At 41.2% G+C, this 18519-nt stretch carries 11 protein-coding genes; 9 read left to right on the forward strand and 2 right to left on the reverse strand.

All coding sequences use genetic code 11. The features are described from left to right. Positions 1–20 precede the first annotated feature (20 nt). The 5 genes from L0B18_RS12445 (at position 21) to L0B18_RS12465 (ending at position 11196) form a co-directional block, all read left to right on the forward strand. The gene (locus L0B18_RS12445) at positions 21–1829 is read left to right on the forward strand and encodes a CRTAC1 family protein (protein ID WP_234572109.1); all 1809 of its coding nucleotides are present in this window, start codon (positions 21–23) and stop codon (positions 1827–1829) included. Then, entirely contained in the window at positions 1826–2653 is an 828-nt protein-coding gene (locus L0B18_RS12450) for a hypothetical protein (protein ID WP_234572110.1), read from the forward strand. Before L0B18_RS12445 ends, L0B18_RS12450 begins: the two co-directional genes overlap by 4 nt. Before the next feature lie 468 nt (positions 2654–3121). Continuing rightward, positions 3122–6202: a SusC/RagA family TonB-linked outer membrane protein gene (locus L0B18_RS12455; protein ID WP_234572111.1), complete on the forward strand. Its 3081-nt coding sequence runs from the start codon at positions 3122–3124 to the stop codon at positions 6200–6202. A gap of 23 nt (positions 6203–6225) precedes the next feature. Then, positions 6226–7791: a RagB/SusD family nutrient uptake outer membrane protein gene (locus L0B18_RS12460; protein ID WP_234572112.1), complete on the forward strand. Its 1566-nt coding sequence runs from the start codon at positions 6226–6228 to the stop codon at positions 7789–7791. Positions 7792–7863: 72 nt separating this feature from the next. Continuing rightward, positions 7864–11196, forward strand: coding sequence for a VCBS repeat-containing protein (locus tag L0B18_RS12465; RefSeq protein ID WP_234572113.1), 3333 nt, complete (start codon positions 7864–7866; stop codon positions 11194–11196). 121 nt (positions 11197–11317) lie between these two features. Here the strand turns inward: L0B18_RS12465 and L0B18_RS12470 are convergent, their stop codons facing one another. Next, the gene (locus tag L0B18_RS12470) at positions 11318–12280 is read right to left on the reverse strand and encodes a 3-keto-disaccharide hydrolase (RefSeq protein ID WP_234572114.1); all 963 of its coding nucleotides are present in this window, start codon (positions 12278–12280) and stop codon (positions 11318–11320) included. 337 nt (positions 12281–12617) lie between these two features. Between L0B18_RS12470 and L0B18_RS12475 the strand changes: the two genes are divergently transcribed. Further along, complete coding sequence (locus L0B18_RS12475; protein ID WP_234572115.1) at positions 12618–13427, forward strand: metallophosphoesterase family protein; 810 nt, start codon at positions 12618–12620, stop codon at positions 13425–13427. Between the two features lie 26 nt (positions 13428–13453). On the opposite strand, the gene L0B18_RS12480 is transcribed toward L0B18_RS12475, so the two are convergent. Beyond that, complete coding sequence (locus L0B18_RS12480; protein ID WP_234572116.1) at positions 13454–14710, reverse strand: MFS transporter; 1257 nt, start codon at positions 14708–14710, stop codon at positions 13454–13456. Positions 14711–14869: 159 nt separating this feature from the next. Between L0B18_RS12480 and L0B18_RS12485 the strand changes: the two genes are divergently transcribed. From L0B18_RS12485 to L0B18_RS12495, 3 genes are all read left to right on the forward strand, one after another. Then, positions 14870–16027 (forward strand): Gfo/Idh/MocA family protein, encoded by a 1158-nt coding sequence (locus L0B18_RS12485; protein WP_234572117.1) that lies wholly within the window; start codon positions 14870–14872, stop codon positions 16025–16027. Next, on the forward strand, positions 16024–17079 hold the full coding sequence (locus L0B18_RS12490; protein ID WP_234572118.1) for a sugar phosphate isomerase/epimerase family protein: 1056 nt from the start codon (positions 16024–16026) through the stop codon (positions 17077–17079). The genes L0B18_RS12485 and L0B18_RS12490 overlap by 4 nt, the downstream gene beginning before the upstream one ends. A gap of 111 nt (positions 17080–17190) precedes the next feature. Next, positions 17191–18519, forward strand: coding sequence for an asparagine synthase-related protein (locus L0B18_RS12495; protein WP_234572119.1), 1329 nt, complete (start codon positions 17191–17193; stop codon positions 18517–18519).

Here is an 18519-nt window from a genome sequence, read left to right on the forward strand (position 1 = left end):
CTCTCAGTAAAAAAGTTTTTATGAAGAAAGAACACGTTAAAAAATCAGTTGTGATCCTGATTTTTCTCATTCTTGTTTCCATACCTTTTGGGATGAAGAAGTACGATGAGTTTGTCAATTCTGAGAAGTTCGAAAACCGTCAGGAGATTATCGACAGATATGGCTTTTTTCTTGAAGATGTGACGGATGAAATTGAAGTCGATTTTGTACACAAACGCCCAATTGTGGATGAAAAACTTGATCATATCGCTCCCCAGATTGCTTCGATGGGCGCTTCTGTTTCAGTGACTGATTTTAATAATGATGGCTACCAGGATTTTTATCTGACGAACAGTGAATTTGGAACAAAAAATGCTCTCTACAAAAACTTTGGCAACGGAACGTTTATTGATGTAGCCGAAGAGCTGGGCATTGCCGATCTCAACTCGGAACAGGTTGGCGCTTCCATGGGTTCACTTTGGGCCGATTATAATAACGATGGATTCGAAGATCTTTTCATCTATCGCTGGGGAAAACCTGTGTTGTTTAAGAACAATAACGGCGAAGGTTTTTCTGAAGTAGCAGGAGCTGGATTTCCAGAGCATATCAATGCAAATACAGCAACCTGGATCGATTATAATCGTGATGGCCTCTTGGATCTTTTTATCGGCGGGTATTACAAAGAAGATGTGAACCTGTTCGATCTTGAAAGCACGCAAATGATGCCGGACAGTTATGAATATGCTACAAACGGCGGACTCAATTATCTTTTTGAAAATCAGGGCAATGATACTTTTTTGGATGTGTCTGAAAAGGTTGGCTTGCAGGAATCGCGCCGGTGGACACTCGCTTCGTCTGCTACAGATATCAATGATTCCGGCTATCCGGACTTAGTGCTGGCTAACGATTATGGAGTGGATGAAATCTACATCAATAATTACGGAGAAAGCTTCACAAACGTTGGCGAGGAAGCCGGCATTGGATTTGCGCCAAAAAGTGGTATGAGTGTTTCTTTTGGTGATGTTTTAAATCAGGGCAAGCATGCCATTTACATTACAAATATCTCTGAATCCGGTGTTTTGATGCAGGGAAATAATTTGTGGGTTCCTTCCAGAGATGATGATACCGGAGAAACTCCTGCCTACAGAAACCTTGCCAGTAATCTTGGAGTCGAAATTGGAAATTGGGGGTATAGCGGACAGTTTCTGGATTTTAACAATGACGGCAACCTCGATCTTTATGTAGCGAACGGGTACGTTTCAGCAACTCCGGATACCGATTATTGGTACGATTATGCAAAAGTTGTGGGTGGAAATCGTTCGATTATCATCGATGCAAATAACTGGCCTGCAATGGAGAACCGAACTTTTTCCGGATATCAGGCCAATAAATTATGGTTGAATGATGGGGCCGGAAGATTCCAGGAAGTTGGGAATAATGTTGGCGGTGCCCTTGAACTGGATAGCCGTTCCGTTGCCTATGCCGATTTTTTTGGAAATGGTTCCCTCGATCTGATTGTAGCGAATCAGGATCAACCGGTTAAAGTATACAGAAATTACGTTGATCCTAATCATAACTGGATTGGGTTTGATCTTGAAGGAACCAAAAGCAATCGAAGTGCAATTGGTGCAATTGTTATTCTTCATTGGGATGGAAAACAATCGAGAAAAAGTATAACTGCCGGTGAAGCATTTAGCTCTCAAAGCCAGCGACCGCTTTATTTCGGGCTTGGTGATGTTAAGCAGATTGAAAAAGTGGAGATTCGATGGCCATCAGGAATTGTTCAGGTGATCGACAATCCCGTAATAAATCAGAAACATCTCATAGAAGAACTATCGGAAGAAAATTGAGTACCGTTCAAGCATCACAGCCTTTGCAGGCTGTAAAAAAATTTAGACTGCCTCCTGGTTACATCGGGCCCATCTTAATTTCAGCCATTGTTGTTGCTGCGCATATTTCGTTTGGTGTTCTGGATGGATGGGAAAAATTTGCTGTTGCTCTTATAGCTGCGATGGCCACAGAATCCGTTCTTCATAAAATAGTGGTGGGAGAGTGGCGTAACCTTTCAAGTGCCTACATTTCCGGTAACAGTGCCGGAATTCTTGTTCGTTCTCCATTCTTATGGCCGTTTGCTTTATGTGCGGCTATCTCTATCGCTTCCAAATATGTATTTCGGTTTCGCGGCACACATATTTGGAATCCAACCAATTTTGGCATTGTTGTTATGCTTCTCATTGCTTCCGACAGTATGGCGGTTCTGAGTATTCAATGGGGGAATAATATGTGGGCTATGTTAGTGATCTGGATTGTTGGATTACTTGTTATTTCAAGAGTAAATCTGGCAAATATCTGTATTACGTATGTCCTGTCGTTTATCTTTTTCGGCTGGCTTCGAAGTATGATCACAGGTGATGCTTTTCTTGCGGAGATAGCACCGCTAACAGGGCCTATGTATCAGCTTTTTGTTTTGTTTATGATTACGGATCCAAAAACAACATTAAAATCAAAAACCGGCCAAAACATCGTAGCATTTCTTATTGCATTTGCAGAATTCTTTTTTCGATTGGGTGAAGCGGTTTACGCACCTTTTTATGCTCTTTTTATTGTTGGGCCAATCGCCCTCATCATTTCAATTCTGTGGAAAGAGAGAAAAGAAAAGTTAACCCATTCCTGACCAGAACTTTAGAATAGTTGAATATATTCTGCTCTCAAAAAAAATTCGAACTTAAAGAAATTTTTTTCCGACTTAATTTTTTAGTGCCCTGATCTGCCCATTGTTGCAATCCTAACAATTAATACTATTTCTTCTCAAGAGTTCATTTCAGGCAAAGGCCTTTCTTAAATAATAGATGGTCAGTTATGGATTGAAGGTTTTAAGTAGTTGAATATAATGTAGATAATGAGGACTTCAATATGTAGATCTTTACCTTTTTCCATGACTGGATTCCATCAAACAGGAGAAATAATAGAAGACTGTAAATAATTAAGATTTTTGGCTCTTAGACTCTTTAAATGGAGAATATTAGAGATTGATTAATTTTTACTTATGAAAGCGCTTTTTTTATATTAGCGAAGCTATTCAACTTTTATAGGCATTCCATCTTATAGAAGAGTTTCTCAATCAAAACATAAATAATCAGATATGAATGGTATAAAGCTACATTTAAATACTTTTATCATTTCTGAAAAGCTGAATCAAACAGCTTCTGATCTCAAAATTCGTCAAGTACTAAAAAATGCTTTCCATGTCATTTTAGTATTGGCATTCTTATTTGGGTTCGGTTTAAGCTCACTTTCAGCACAGAATAGGGTAGAAGTTACAGGTACGATTACGGATGCTACGGATGGTTCCCCTTTACCGGGAGCCAGTATAATAGTATTAAATTCTGAAGAAGAAACCGGTTCAACGATAGGTACTACATCGGGAATTGATGGAACCTTCAGTCTTAGAGTTCCAGAAAATCTAAATACATTGACATTCTCATTTATTGGGTATGTTACTCAGGAAGTAACTATTGATGGAAGAACAGAAGTCAATGTGCAGTTAGAACCAGATATTGCAACTCTCGATGATATTGTTGTGGTAGGATATGGTTCTCAGCGACAAAGAGAAGCTACAGGCTCAGTCGTTTCGATTAGTGAAGCCGATTTTAACCAAGGCGTCATTTCCACACCCGAACAGTTACTACAGGGACGAACAGCAGGGGTACAAATAACCACAGCCAGTGGTGAACCTGGCGCAGGTTCTTCGATCCGAATACGAGGTACTTCTTCGGTTCGAAGTGGTAACCAACCACTTTTTGTGGTGGATGGTGTTCCTTTGGGCGGTGGAGAAACCACTCCTGGCGGAACTAATATTGGAGCGGGTGGACAGTCAGCAAGAAACCCTCTTAGTTTTCTTAATCCTAATGATATTGAGAGCATCAGTATTCTTAAAGATGCTTCTGCCGCAGCAATTTATGGAGCCAGGGGCGCCAACGGCGTTGTTCTGATTACCACAAAAACAGCTGCTGCCGGAGAACCTACGTTAACAGTTTCTTCAACAACAAGTATTAGTTCAGTCCGCAAGAAACTGGATTTGTTAAGTGCCGATGAATATGTAAGTGCAGCCGAAAGATCCGGTGCCGATCCGGCAGTGGTAGAGTTTGGAGGCGCCACTGACTGGCAGGATGAAATTTTCAGAACCGGAGTCTCTCAGGATTATTATATGGGATACGGAAACGGTACTGAAACGGGATCTTACCGATTATCTCTTGGTTATGCAGATCAGCAAAGTATTGTTGAGAGTGCTGCACAAGAGCGGCTCACCGCACGAGTAAATGCTACCCAGAGATTTCTGGATGATGTTATCGTGTTGGACATGAATTTAACCGGTACTCGTTTAAATGATGTGTATGCACCTGTTGGAACAGATGTTGGTTTTGAAGGAAACCTGATTGGTGCTGCATTGCAAGCGAATCCAACCCGACCGGTTTACAATTCTGACGGAACGTATTTCCAGTCATCCGATTTCCGAAACCCTGTTGCTATGCTCGAGTATATCGACAATAAATCTGAAACAAGCCAGATTTTAGCGAACCTTGCAGCAACAGTTAACCTGACCGATTGGCTGGCTTATAAATTGAATTTTGGATATGAAAATTCTGATGCTGTCAGAAGAATTGGTGTGAGTCCACAACTGGCTTTTCCCGCTATTCAGGAATCGGATGGGCGAGCTGTCATTGACAACTTATATGTAAACACCCAACTGATTGAGCATACATTAAACTTAAATCGCCCCATGTTAGGTGGAAATGTGGAAGCCTTAGCCGGTTTTTCATATCAGCGATTTGAACGAAGAGGAGATTGGCTTCAGGCGGAATATTTTACCACTGAAGAAATCCCTTTTGTTGATAATGTAGACGGTGTTAATAATGACGGAAGCAACAAAGCATTCCAAGCTTCATCATTCAGAAGTGTAGAAGAACTTCAGTCTTATTTTGGTCGTGTTGGTTATAACTATGACGACAGGTATATGTTAACGGCAAACCTCCGGGTTGATGGCTCTACAAAATTTGGGAAAAATAATAAATATGGAGTCTTTCCTTCACTTTCAGGTGCATGGAGAATTTCAAGTGAAGAATTCTTTGAGCCATTGTCAGATACCTTCAGTGATTTAAAACTGAGAGTTGGTTACGGAATTACCGGTAATCAGGAATTTCCGGGCCGGGTATCACTGGCTATTTTTGAAGCGAATAACGATGGTTCCATTACCCAGGTAAATAATCCAAATCCTGATATCCAGTGGGAAGAAACTGCACAATTAAGTGTGGGAGTGGATTTCGAAATATTCCAGGGGCGTTTTGGCGGATCTATTGATTACTTCAATAAGCAAACGGAAAATTTGATCATCCGTCAGGATTATGCACAACCGGCCGCTGTTGATTACCAATGGGTAAATCTGGACGGAACCGTTTTAAACGAAGGATGGGAATTTTCAGTCAATGCCTATGCTATTGACAAAGCGAACTTCACATGGCAGATTGATTACAACATGAGTTTCCTGAAAAACGAAGTTCAGAATCTTAGCACATTTGTTAACACAGGCCAGATTCACGGACAGGGACTTACAGGTGCATATGCCCAGCGAATTGCAGAAGGCCAGCCACTTTTCTCATTCTATATGAGAGAATTTGAAGGGTTTGATGAAAACGGTCTGGGAATATATGGAAATAACGAGCAGTTAAGCTTTGTAGGTGATGCTCTTCCGGATATGACCCTGGGCCTGACAAACACATTCAATATGGGACGATGGGATCTCAGTGCATTCCTTACAGGATCATTTGGATTCAAAGTTTATAACAATACAGCGAATGCCATTTTCCTTAAAGGTAATTTGAGGAATGGAAGGAATGTTACAAAAGATATTGCTAACAGCGATGAATCAGCCAACAACTTTGGGGAAGCGTCTACACGATTCCTGGAAGATGGAGATTATCTCCGACTTGCCAACCTAACTCTTGGTTATAATGTAGATCCCGAAATGATTGGTTTGGGAAATGCTCTTCGTGGACTTCGATTGAGTGTTACCGGCCAAAATTTGTTCGTCATTACAGATTACACCGGTTTTGATCCCGAGGTAGATACAAATAAAGCTATAAACGGAGTTCCTTCGGCAGGTATTGATTATACCACCTACCCAAGGCCGAGAACTGTGAGCTTTAATGTAAGGCTGGACTTTTAAATAAATTGAAAAGGAGATTTAGAATGTTTAACAAAATCAAATATATAGTATACTTGCTTTCAGCGATGCTACTCGTGATGGCAGGTTGTACGGATTTAACAGACACTGTTGAAGACGGTATTGGAGAAGAGTCAGTTGACGGAGGAGCAGCACCGATTGATAATCCAACTTCTGCTCTTGTCGGAGTTTATTCTCAATTGAATAACCTTCGTGGTGCCGGAGAAACATTTGCCCTCATGGAGCACACATCAGACGAGATGATGGGCCCAACCCGCGGAACTGACTGGAGTGATTTCGGGGTTTGGAGACAGCTTCATGCACATACATGGGATCCATCTCACGGTCAACTTTTGAATGCCTGGAATCAACTGAATTCCGGTGTCTATAGAGCTACCCAGGTCATTGAAGCTTCGAGTGCATCCGCACAAGAAGTGGCCGAAGCCCGGTTCCTGCGAGCCTATTTCATGTATTACATCATGGATTTTTATGGTCAGGTGCCATTTCGTGAACCAGATGCCGCCGCAGATGATATACCTTCGGTTTATTCCAGAAGCGAAGCATTTGAATTTATTATAGATGATTTAACTGCAGCCAGAGATGCCCTGCCAAATCTATCATCCGGTGCAGATGCCGGGCAGGCTTCACAAGAATCAGTGGACTTTTTGATGGCCCGCTTGTATCTCAATAAAGCAGTCTACCTCGGTTCAGATGCAGAAAACCCTTCAGCTGGCCCTTACACATTTGAGAATGGAGATATGGATGAAGTAATTTCAAGAACACAGAACATTATTGATAATCCGTATACAGAATTAACCAGCTATTTTGACAATTTCCATTGGAATAATACAAACCTTTCTAACGAATTGATTTTTGTAATTCCGGAAGAAGAAGGTGGCGGAAGTTCATTCAATCACTTCTATATGACGCTGCACTATAATAATAGCCCAAGCGGTTGCTGTAATGGTTTTACTACCTTGGGAAGCTTTTATAATAAATTTGAGGACAGTGATGTGAGGAAAGGGCAGTACATCCCTGGAATGTCTCAAAACGGAGTATTGGCTGGATTTCTCGAAGGACAGCAGTATGGCAGTTTTGACGGAAGTATAGATAATCCGGGCGAACCGCTGAATGATCGTGGTGGAAATCCACTGGTGTTTACTCCTGAGGTTGATCTCTTCTATTCCAATGAGCGAATGGGAATTCGTGTAATCAAATACTTGATTTATTATGAGAATCCCGAACGACCAGCAACTGATTTCGTTCTGTTCAGATATGGAGATGCCTTGCTTATGAAAGCAGAAGCCCATTTCCGAAAAGGCGAAACAGGTCAGGCTCTTTCCATTATTAATGACCTTCGTGAACAGAGAGGTGCATCACAACTCAGTAACCTGGATGAACAAACCATTCTGGATGAACGTGGTCGTGAACTTTACTGGGAAGGATGGAGACGCCAGGATCTGGTACGATTCGGAGCCTATACTAATGAGTGGGAAGAAAAACCCGCGTCCGAAGGTTACAGAGTGCTTTTCCCGATACCTCAGCGAGCACTTGACACCAATCCAAATCTTGTTCAAAACAGCGGATATTAATCCTATTTAGTGTCGATTATTAAAAAGGCTATGTATTTTTATACATAGCCTTTTTCTATTCCAAGTTTTCCTATGAAAAGAGTACTTTCTCTATTTTTATTCGTTACTGCCTTGTTCTTGTTCATCAACTCTTGCGGGAGGAAAACCGATAAAAAGTTTGAACTTCTTGATTCCGAAAATACAGGAATAGATTTTGTGAATCAGCTAACGCCTTCCACAGAATTGAATATTTTCAATTACCTCTACTTCTATGATGGAGCGGGACTTGCTGCCGGCGATTTAAATGGGAATGGTTTCCCGGATCTGTTTTTTGCATCTAATCAGGGCAAAAATATTCTCTATCTAAATGAGGGTAATTTTACATTTCGGGATGTCACCGAACAAGCCTTTCAAACACAAAGAAACTGGTGGACCACGGGCGTTACATTTGTGGATATCAACAATGATGGACGATTGGATATCTACGTTTCCAATGTGGGCGGAATTTTAAATTTTGATGGCCACAGTGAACTATTTATCAATCTTGGGAATAATGAAGAAGGTGTTCCGCAATTTGAAGAACGGGCCGCTGAATACGGTTTAGACCTTCAGGGCCTTGCAACACAAGCGGCTTTCTTTGATTACGATTTAGACGGCGATCTGGATATGTACATGATGAATCATTCGGTTCATTCACTGGGTACATTTAATTATTCCACGTTGCGGGAAGAATCTCATCCGTTTGCCGGCGACCGTCTCATGAGAAATGATGATCATACATTTACAGACGTAACAGAAAAAAGCGGAATTTATAATTCTGCACTCGGATATGGCTTGGGAATTGGAATATCAGATCTAAATCAGGACGGATGGCCGGATATTTATATCGGAAATGATTTTCATGAAGATGATTATCTCTATATCAATAATCAAGACGGCACTTTTACGGAATCCCTTGGAGAGATGATCCGCCATACAAGTTATTCATCTATGGGAAATGATCTTGTTGATTTCAATAATGACGGGCTAGTTGATATTATTTCCCTGGATATGCTTCCTGAAGATTATGAAAAATTAAAAGCATCAGCGGCAGAAGATCCTCTTGAAATATTTAACACCAAACTATCTTACGGCTATAAATATCAATTCACCAGAAATACACTGCAATTGAACCGTGGTGCAGGAAAATTCAGTGAGATTGGGATGTTGGCGGGTGTATATGCTACCGATTGGAGCTGGGCAGCTTTGGGAGCCGATTTTGACAACAATGGATTTAACGACTTGTTTATCTCCAATGGTATTTACGGGCGCACCAATGATCTGGATTATATAACCTATATCACTCAGGATGACATTCAGGAAAAACTGGCGGGAGAACTAAGCGAAGACGATGTACGGCTTGCTGAGCGTGCGCCTGCTGTGAAAATCCCAAATTATATGTATAGCAATAACGGGTCGCTGGTATTTGAGGATGTCTCCGAATCGTGGGGACTAAATCAGAATACATTTTCGAGCGGTGCGGTTTTTGCAGATTTGGATAATGACGGGGCTCTCGATTTGGTCACGAACAATGTAAATCAACCGGCATCTGTTTATCGGAACAGATCACGCGAGTTAGGCGAAAAATCCAGTCGTTTCTTAAAAGTTAAACTGAATGGCCCGCAAAAAAACCGATATGGAATCGGGACAAAAGTTTCCATACACAGAGAAGCTGAAAGAGGTGTTTTGATTCGAGAACTCTATCCGGTCAGGGGATTTCAATCTTCAGTCGAGCCCATTCTTCATTTTGGTTTGGATTCCCTCCAAACAATCTCCGAAATGATTGTTGAATGGCCAGATGGAAAAAGTCAGGTTCTTCAAAATATTTCCACCAATCAAACATTGGAAATCGATTACGCAAACGCTTCAGAAATATATCAAGAAGGTTCAGTTTCTGAGAGCGATCAAGGACAAGCATTTTTTGAAGAAATTACTGAACAGCTAAACATCTCCTATAAACATGAGGAAAATGATTTTATTGAATTTAACCGGGAGACACTCATTCCTCATATGGTTTCCCGGGAAGGTCCGGCGATTGCTGTTGCTGATGTGAACGGGGATGGATTAGACGATTTTTTTGCGGGTGGTGCCAAACGTCAGCCAGCTTCACTTTATATCCAACAAGATAACGGCACTTTTCAACAGAAGAATATTTCGGCTTTTGAGGAAGATTTTATACAGGAAGATGTTGATGCGAAATTCGCTGATTTTACCGGTGACGGACACACCGATTTACTTGTTGTGAGTGGAGGAAATGAATACTCCGGCAGTTCAGAATATATGCCGCCACGACTGTATTTAAATGACGGCAAAGGAAATTTTATTCGGGATAATGAACGGCTACCGGATTTATATATCACAGGCTCTGTAGCTGCGGTTAGTGATGTCAATCAGGATGGATTGCCAGATCTTTTTATTGGAGCCAGAGCGGTTCCCTGGAATTACGGTCATCGCCCGGAAAGTTATCTTTTAATCAACCGGGGAGAGGGTTTTTTTAGAATTGATACTACCGAGTTTGGAAAGCAATTTTCAGATTTAGGGCTTGTTACCGGAGCTGTATGGTCTGATATGGATTTGGATGGAAAACCCGATTTGGTTATTTCCTCAGAATGGGAATCCATTAAAATTGTATTCGGTGATCAGGACAAAAGAATTCAGGAGCTTCGTGGTTCTTCCGGTCTTTGGAATACGGTTGTTGTTAGAGATTTGAATCACGATGGCTGGCCGGATATACTGGCTGGGAATCTTGGTTTGAATTCCAAGTTTAAAGCATCGTCCGACAAACCCTTGCGAATGTACGTGAATGATTATGATAACAATGGAATCATAGAGCAGATAGTTACATACGTTGATAAAAATGGGAGAGAACGACTCTTTGCCACAAAGGATGAGCTTGAAGAACAACTACCCTATATCAGGGAGCGATTTGAGGGATACCAGGCTTTTGCCGAAGCTGATTTGTATGATGTCCTTGATCAAGATCTTTTGAATCAATCCATTCAATATGAAGCAGAAGAATTACACTCTGTTGTGTTCATGAATAATGAAAATGGCTTTATCAAAAAAGCTTTACCTATTGAAGTTCAGTTTTCCCCGGTTTATGATTTCTTCATTCATGACTTAAATAGCGATGGTTCTGAGGATGTTATTTCTGTGGGAAATTTTCTGAACGCCAACATCCAGCGGGGGCGTTATGATGCCGGCTATGGAAGCATTTTGTTTAATGATGGAAATGGCAATTTAGATCACATCCCCAACAGGGAAGCTGATTGGTTTTTGAACGGTCAAATCCGAAGAGCAGAAATGATTCGTATTGGTAATTCAAAGGTATTAATCACAGCAGAAAATGATGGGATTTTGAGATTCTTCAAAATAAACTCTCTTTAAGAATGGGGTGGAACTGCTGAGCGAAATCAATTCTTGAAAAAGTAACTTTAGATAAAAAAATCCCTCTACTATAAATAGAGGGATTTTCTGTTTTTGCAGGTTTGTTAGCGTAAAAAAGAGTTTACATACTTTTTGCAGGAGTAAGGGTGATATTTCTGAATGAAACGGGTCCATGATCTCCCTGAAGCATAATCGGGCCCGGTTCGGCTTCTTTACTGTCCAAAGCTCCGCCGGTTGTTCCTGGAATGGGGCGGTTACAAATGATTTCCTCTCCATTAAGGACTACTGTAACCAATCGGCCGGTAAGTGTGACGTCCAATTTTTGCCATTCACCGGAAGGCTTCATTGCATTTTTGATCGGATCGATGAAGCCATACACTCCACCGGTTGTAGTTGAAGAAGCCTTCATTTCATACGAATCCATGATTTGTACTTCGTATCGCCCGCGAAGGTATAAGCCACTGTTACTTCCTTCCGGAATGTTGAATTCCAGGGAAATTTTGAAATCATTGAACTTGTCCTTCGTAATCAGATGTCCACCGGTCTGCTTATTCACCAATACACCATTTTCCATACTGAACTGATTGTTAGCAGCCAAAATCCATTGGGACAGATTTTGGTCAAGAAGATTTACAGGTTCGCCCCATTCTGGCTTATGATCACGTTTTAATTCCGGAGCCCGCACGGCTGTCCAGTTTAGTGTGGTTGAACCGTAAGATGTTGTACCTGTGAGTTTTTCATTGGAATGAGTAAACTCCATATGCATATCGGAATCCGTTTGAATCCACTGAGGCGGAATGGTGAAACTGAAAACTCCTGTGCTTTCTGAAAATTTAACTTCAGAAACGGGGCGGGCGCTGCCATCAATTCCGACAAATTCTCCAACAAGCGCATTTGTTCCCGATGGTTTTATATAGAGCCAGGAAGGTCTCTCTCCATTTTCAGTTTGCACCGTAATATTCCAGCTCCCTGAAACTTCCGATCCCGGAATTGACTGAGAAAAGAGAGAAAGGGGAAGAAGCATCAATGAAAAAAAGAAGAGTGTTTTAAAAAAAGTGAAATTATTTTTTTTGAGATTTTTCATAAGAAAATATGGTAGAATTGATAATTACAAACTTTAAATCAAGCATTTTTATATGCTGTAAATCAGCTTCTATTCTAAAATAATAGGGAAAAATGAGAAGGCAATGAAATGCTGGGATCAATTTAATTTTAAAAAACTGTTTAAATTTTTCGACATCATAACTCTTCCAAATGGACAGGTCTAAATATCCAGGCAACCAATAAATTGAATTGTTATGTTCTGCGTTAGACGTAAAGAAATTGTTAAATGAGTTCTACAACCGCGGGTTGTTATTTCAGACTTTGTACATTGCGATCATAAAAAAAGTGTCTTTTAAACAGTTCCAAAATATTTTTATATGAAAAGAAGAGAATTTATTAAACGGATAGGAATAGGCGGATTTCTAATTGCGAACGGCCAACTGTTCCGAACTTTTTTTACTCTTGATGATAAGGATGTAGACTTTCGATTCTTAGTTGCTTCAGACGGACATTACGGACAACCCGAAACGGATTATGAGGATTACTTTTCTACAATTGTTGAAAAAATAAATGCCTATCACGATTCATTTCCTTCGGAGTTTGTGGTTTACAATGGTGATATTATTCATGATGAACCTCAACATTTAAAACCGGCATTTGAGGCTTTATCAAAAACGAACCTGCCATTTTATGTAACGAAAGGAAATCACGATATGGTTACATCAGGAGCCTGGGAAAAGATGTGGAGTTATCCTCAAAACCATGCGGTAACTTATGAAGATCGGGTGATTTTACTTGGAACAACATCCAATGAAATGGGGGAGTATCTTTGTCCTGATTTAGATTGGTTTCAGGATTCTTTAAAGACGTATAAATCAGCGTCGGAAATTTACATTTTCCTTCATATTACACCGAATAACTGGACTGAGCATGGTGTGGACTGTCCGGAATTTCATGATTTGCTTGCTGGTTATTCAAATGTCATAGCTGTTTTCAATGGACATGATCACGATCAGGACGATATCAAAATCAGTAACAACAACATTCCGTACATGTTCGACGGACATTTTGGCGGCAGTTGGGGAACCGAATACCGTGGTTTCCGTGTAGTTGAAAGATTAAAAGACGGAACGCTTAGAACTTATTTGATGGATCCGGATATAAAAATAAATCAAAAGGAAATTTAGATAGATCTGTGAGGTTTGGCTGTATGCTAAATTGAACTCACCTGATCTTTTGAAACTTGTTTCTCGGCTTCCCTGTCATCAAATAAGAAAATGAAAATAATAAAAATGACAATGGCAAAGCCGGCAGGAACCCACCAGAAGTTGTACCACTGATCCAGACTCAGAGCTGACTGATCTCCAAGGAATAGGTTGAAGACATATCCTGCAACCTGAGCGCCAATCAGCATACCTACACCGTATGTAATCAGAACGATTAGTCCCTGAGCCTGACCGCGAATTCTTTCAAACGATTTGATGTCAACATAGATCTGGCCGGTTACGAAAAAGAAGTCATAACAAATTCCGTGTAAGGCAATTCCCCCGAGAATCATCCAGGTGGTGACTTCCGGAGCTCCAAGAGCAAACAAAGCGTAACGAAGCCCCCAGGCAAGCATTCCCACACCAAGCATCCATTTTACACCCAAGCGAACGAAGAAAAACGGAATCAGAAGCATAAAGACAACTTCCGAAGCCTGACCGATTGTTTGTGTTGCTGCGATATTCTGGAAACCTGCATTTCCAAGATATAATTGTGTAAAATTGTAATAAGCGGCAAGCGGGATGCTTATCAGCATAGAGCTGGCCAAAAAAATGTAAAACGATTTACTGCCCAGTTTTTTCAGTGCATCAATTCCAAGAATGCTCCTTGCCGATACGGAATCTCCTTTGGCAGGAGGAGGAGTGTGGGGAAGTGTGAAGCTATAGAGTCCTAAAATAATACTGGCAATTGCAGTTAAATAAAGCGGTAATGCAGTTCCTTCGGGAGTGACTCCTTCGGCCACAAAACTTACCAGTCCAAAACTTACAGTGAGTCCCGCTACAATCCAGCCGATTGTTCCAAAAACCCGAATCACCGGAAATTCTTTTTCCTGATCGTTAATGTTATGGAAAGACAACGTATTTGCCAGACTCATGGTGGGCATATAACAAAGATTATACGCAAGGAGCATCAGGATAAAAACAACAGGATTGTCAACAGCTTGAGGAGTCAATCCCATGATGATTCCTCCGAGGATATGCAGCGTACCTAAAACTTTCTCTGTTGCGAAATATCGGTCGGCAATCAATCCAACAAAAAAGGGTGCACAAATGGCTGCTATCGGATTAACCGTAAAGGGCCAGTGTGTTAAATCTTCCATTCCAAAATTCGACATATAAACGGCAATAGCAGTATACCAGGCTCCCCAAATGAAAAACTGGAGGAACATCATTGCACTCAATCTGGCTTTGACGAATTTTTTCATGAACTGACTTTTAAAGATTTATTCATTTGTTAATAACCTGCTGAATATGAATTTTATGTATGATAAGTGCAAGTAAAAGGATGAGAAACGTTTGCAGATTTTTGAAAACTTCGTTATTTCATAAACACTACAAAAAAACTAAAGTTATATATCATAACAATGAGCAAAAAATTAAAGTATGGAATGGTTGGTGGCAGCCTCGATGCCTTTATTGGAGAAGTACACAGAAAAGCTGCTGCATTGGATAGTAAATTCTCACTGGTTGCGGGAGCTTTTAGTAGCAGCCCGGAGAAATCAAAAAAAACAGGTGAAGCTTTAGGGCTTGATCCCAGCCGGGTTTATGGCTCCTATAAAGAAATGATCGAAAAAGAGAGCGAACTACCTGAAGAGGAACGCATTGATGTTGTATCCATCGTGACTCCAAATCATGTGCATTTTGATCCAGCGAAACTCGCCCTCGAAAATGGCTTTCATGTAATAATGGACAAGCCGATCACCTTTAATAGTCAGGAGGCAAAAGATCTTAAGGGAATTGTTGATGAGACAGGCCGCGTTCTTGCACTGACGCATACCTATACGGGTTACCCGATGGTAAAAGAAGCCAAAGAGTATGTAAGAAATGGAAAACTTGGAAAGCTTCGTAAAGTTTATGTGGAATATCCGCAGGGCTGGCTTAGTCTGCCGCTCGAAGAAGATGGTGATAAACAAGCGTCCTGGCGAACGGATCCCTCACGCTCTGGAGCCGGCGGATCAATTGGAGATATTGGTACTCATGCAGCTAATCTCGCGGAGTATGTAACCGGACTTAAAATTACTAATATCTGTGCAGATTTAAATACCAAGGTTCCCGGAAGACAATTGGATGACGATGCCGCCGCTCTTTTAAAATTTGAAGATGGCGTTTCCGGCGTTTTGATGGTCAGCCAGATTGCAGCCGGAGAGGAAAACGATATCAAGGTTCGTGTATATGGTGAAAAAGCAGGACTGGAATGGAAACAAAGTGATCAAAATACTCTTTTGTTTAAACCTCTAGACGGACCAGCTCAAATAATCAGAACGGGGACAGGATATGTGTCGGATCTTGCGAAGGCTAATACAAGAACCCCCGCCGGTCATCCGGAAGGATACCTGGAAGCTTTTGCCAATATTTATGTAGCCTTCCACAAGGCTGTAACCGATCATCAGTCTGGGGAATTTAAGTCGGCAGACAACTATGATTTTCCTGATGTTGTTGATGGCATTCGGGGAATGGTTTTTGTGGATACAATGATCGAGTCAAGTAAATCTGAAACTAAATGGACACCGTTTAAAGTATGAAAACAATAAAAGGACCCGCCATATTTTTAGCACAATTTGCCGGAGATGAACCTCCGTTTAATGATCTTGAGTCAATTTGTAAATGGGCTGCCGATTTAGGTTATAAAGGCGTTCAAATCCCAACCTGGGAAACTGGTCTGATTGATGTTAAAAAGCTTGCTGAAAGCAAAACCTTTGCCGATGAATACAAAGGTAAAATCGAGGAAACAGGTGTTGTAATTACTGAATTGGCTTCCCACCTGATTGGTCAGTTGGTGGCTGTTCATCCCGCTTACGACACTATGTTTGATGCATTTGCTCCACAAGAGCTGCACGGCAAACCAAAGGAGCGTCAAAAATGGGCGGTTGAGCAACTCAAGTATACAGCAAAAGCCAGCAAAAATTTAGGGCTGGATGCGCATATCACCTTTTCCGGAGCTTTGATGTGGCATACGGTTTATCCGTGGCCTCAGCGTCCTGCAGGGCTTGTTGAAGATGGATTTGAAGCACTCGCAAAAATGTGGAAACCTGTTCTGGATGAATTTGACGAAAATGGAGTTGATGTCTGTTATGAGCTTCATCCGGGTGAAGACCTTCATGATGGAATTACTTATGAAAAATTCCTTGAAGCTACGGATAATCATCGCCGGGCAAGGATTCTTTACGATCCGAGTCATTTTGTTCTTCAGCAGCTCGATTACTTAGAGTTTATCGATATTTATCATGACTATATTGAAGCTTTCCATGTGAAAGACGCCGAGTTCAATCCAACCGGAAGAGCCGGCGTATATGGAGGATATCAAAGCTGGATTGACCGTCCCGGACGATTTCGTTCTATCGGAGATGGCCAGGTTGATTTCAGAAGCATTTTCACAAAACTATCACAATATGATGTGGATTGCTGGGCAGTTTTGGAATGGGAATGCTGTATCAAACACCCTGAACAGGGCGCACGTGAAGGTGCAAAATTGATCAGCGATTATATCATCCAGGTGACCGAAAAAGCATTTGATGACTTTGCAGGCGGCGGTGGTGATACCGAACTGAATAAGAAAATTTTGGGACTTGATTAAAGAGTATCTATAAATTCAAAATTTGACAGGGTTTCTTATTTACTTCTCATAATAAAGTGCAGTTTTTGTATCTTTTTGAGATGTAAATAGAAACCCTATTTTTTTGAAATCATGCCGAAAGTTATTCAAAAGCTTCACGATTTTGCCAATCTCATTGATCCCGAAAAAAACCAAATCTTCAACATGTCTCATGAAGAGGCAGAAGAAATTGTAGCAGGAGGAAACCCGGATGAAGTAAGAAAAATTGACGGGAGTTTCGCAATTGTTACCAAGCGGGATCAGCAGGTTCGAATGGCTCGTTCAATTGGTCGTCCAATGCGATATTTCATGGCTAAACAAGTGGATGGGCCACTGTTGGTTGTTGCCGAAAGAATAGATGATATTTACAACTACCTGAAAGAGCTTGATCTTCATCATCAATTTAAGCCAGATTATACGCGAATGGTTCCCGCCCATTATGTTACCAAACTTGATGTGATTGGCTGCCCGGATCCGAATCCTGATTACAAACGATATTTTACACCGAAGAGAAATCAGCTTTCCGGGAATTTGGACAAAATCGGAGAAGCCTATGTCAGCGCAATGGCTCATGAATGTGAAAAATGGCTGGATTCAATCCCTAAGGAAGAACCGATTGGTGTGCTGTTTTCCGGCGGAATTGATAGTGGTTCCGTTTTCCTGACTCTTTATGATTTATTGCTAAAAAGGGGAGAGTCACCCGCACGATTGAAAGCTTTTACACTTTCGATTAATCATGGCCCGGATGCATCCCAAGCTTACGAGTTTTTGGATTCGCTGGATTTAAGCATGTTCCTTGAAGTTATTGAAGGAGAGGTCACCGACCTTGATTACAAGGAGACAATTCGGGTGATTGAAGACTATAAACAGCGTGATGTTGAAGCTGCGACAACAGCACTAACGCTTTGCAAAAAAATCCGGGAGAAATATCCTGACTGGAAATATCTGGTTGATGGCGATGGGGGAGATGAAAATCTGAAAGCCTACCCGATTGAAGATAACCCGGAATTGACCATTCGGAGTGTTCTCAACAATCCACTGCTTTATCATGAAGGGTGGGGAGTCGACAAAATTAAACATTCGTTAACCTACAGTGGCGGACAAAGCCGAGGTAGTGTCCGGACGTATGCAACGGCTTCGCATTTCGGTTTTGAAGGTTTCAGTCCGTATTCGCTTCCAAATGTTATTGAGGTTTCAGAAGGAATTCCATTTATCCAACTTACAGATTGGAAGCATGAGGAGCTTTATGCCTTAAAAGGAGAAATTGTTCAGAGAGGAATAAAAGCTGCAACGGGCCTGGAGATGCCGGTATTTCCAAAGCGAAGAATGCAGCACGGTTCTGTTCAAATGGATGATTTCAGCAAGGTTTTTCCGGATGATGAAATGGTGTATCGCGATTATTTCCGGTCGCTTTATCACTAA

It is taken from the genome of Rhodohalobacter sp. 614A (assembly GCF_021462415.1).
GTDB lineage: Bacteria > Bacteroidota > Rhodothermia > Balneolales > Balneolaceae > Rhodohalobacter.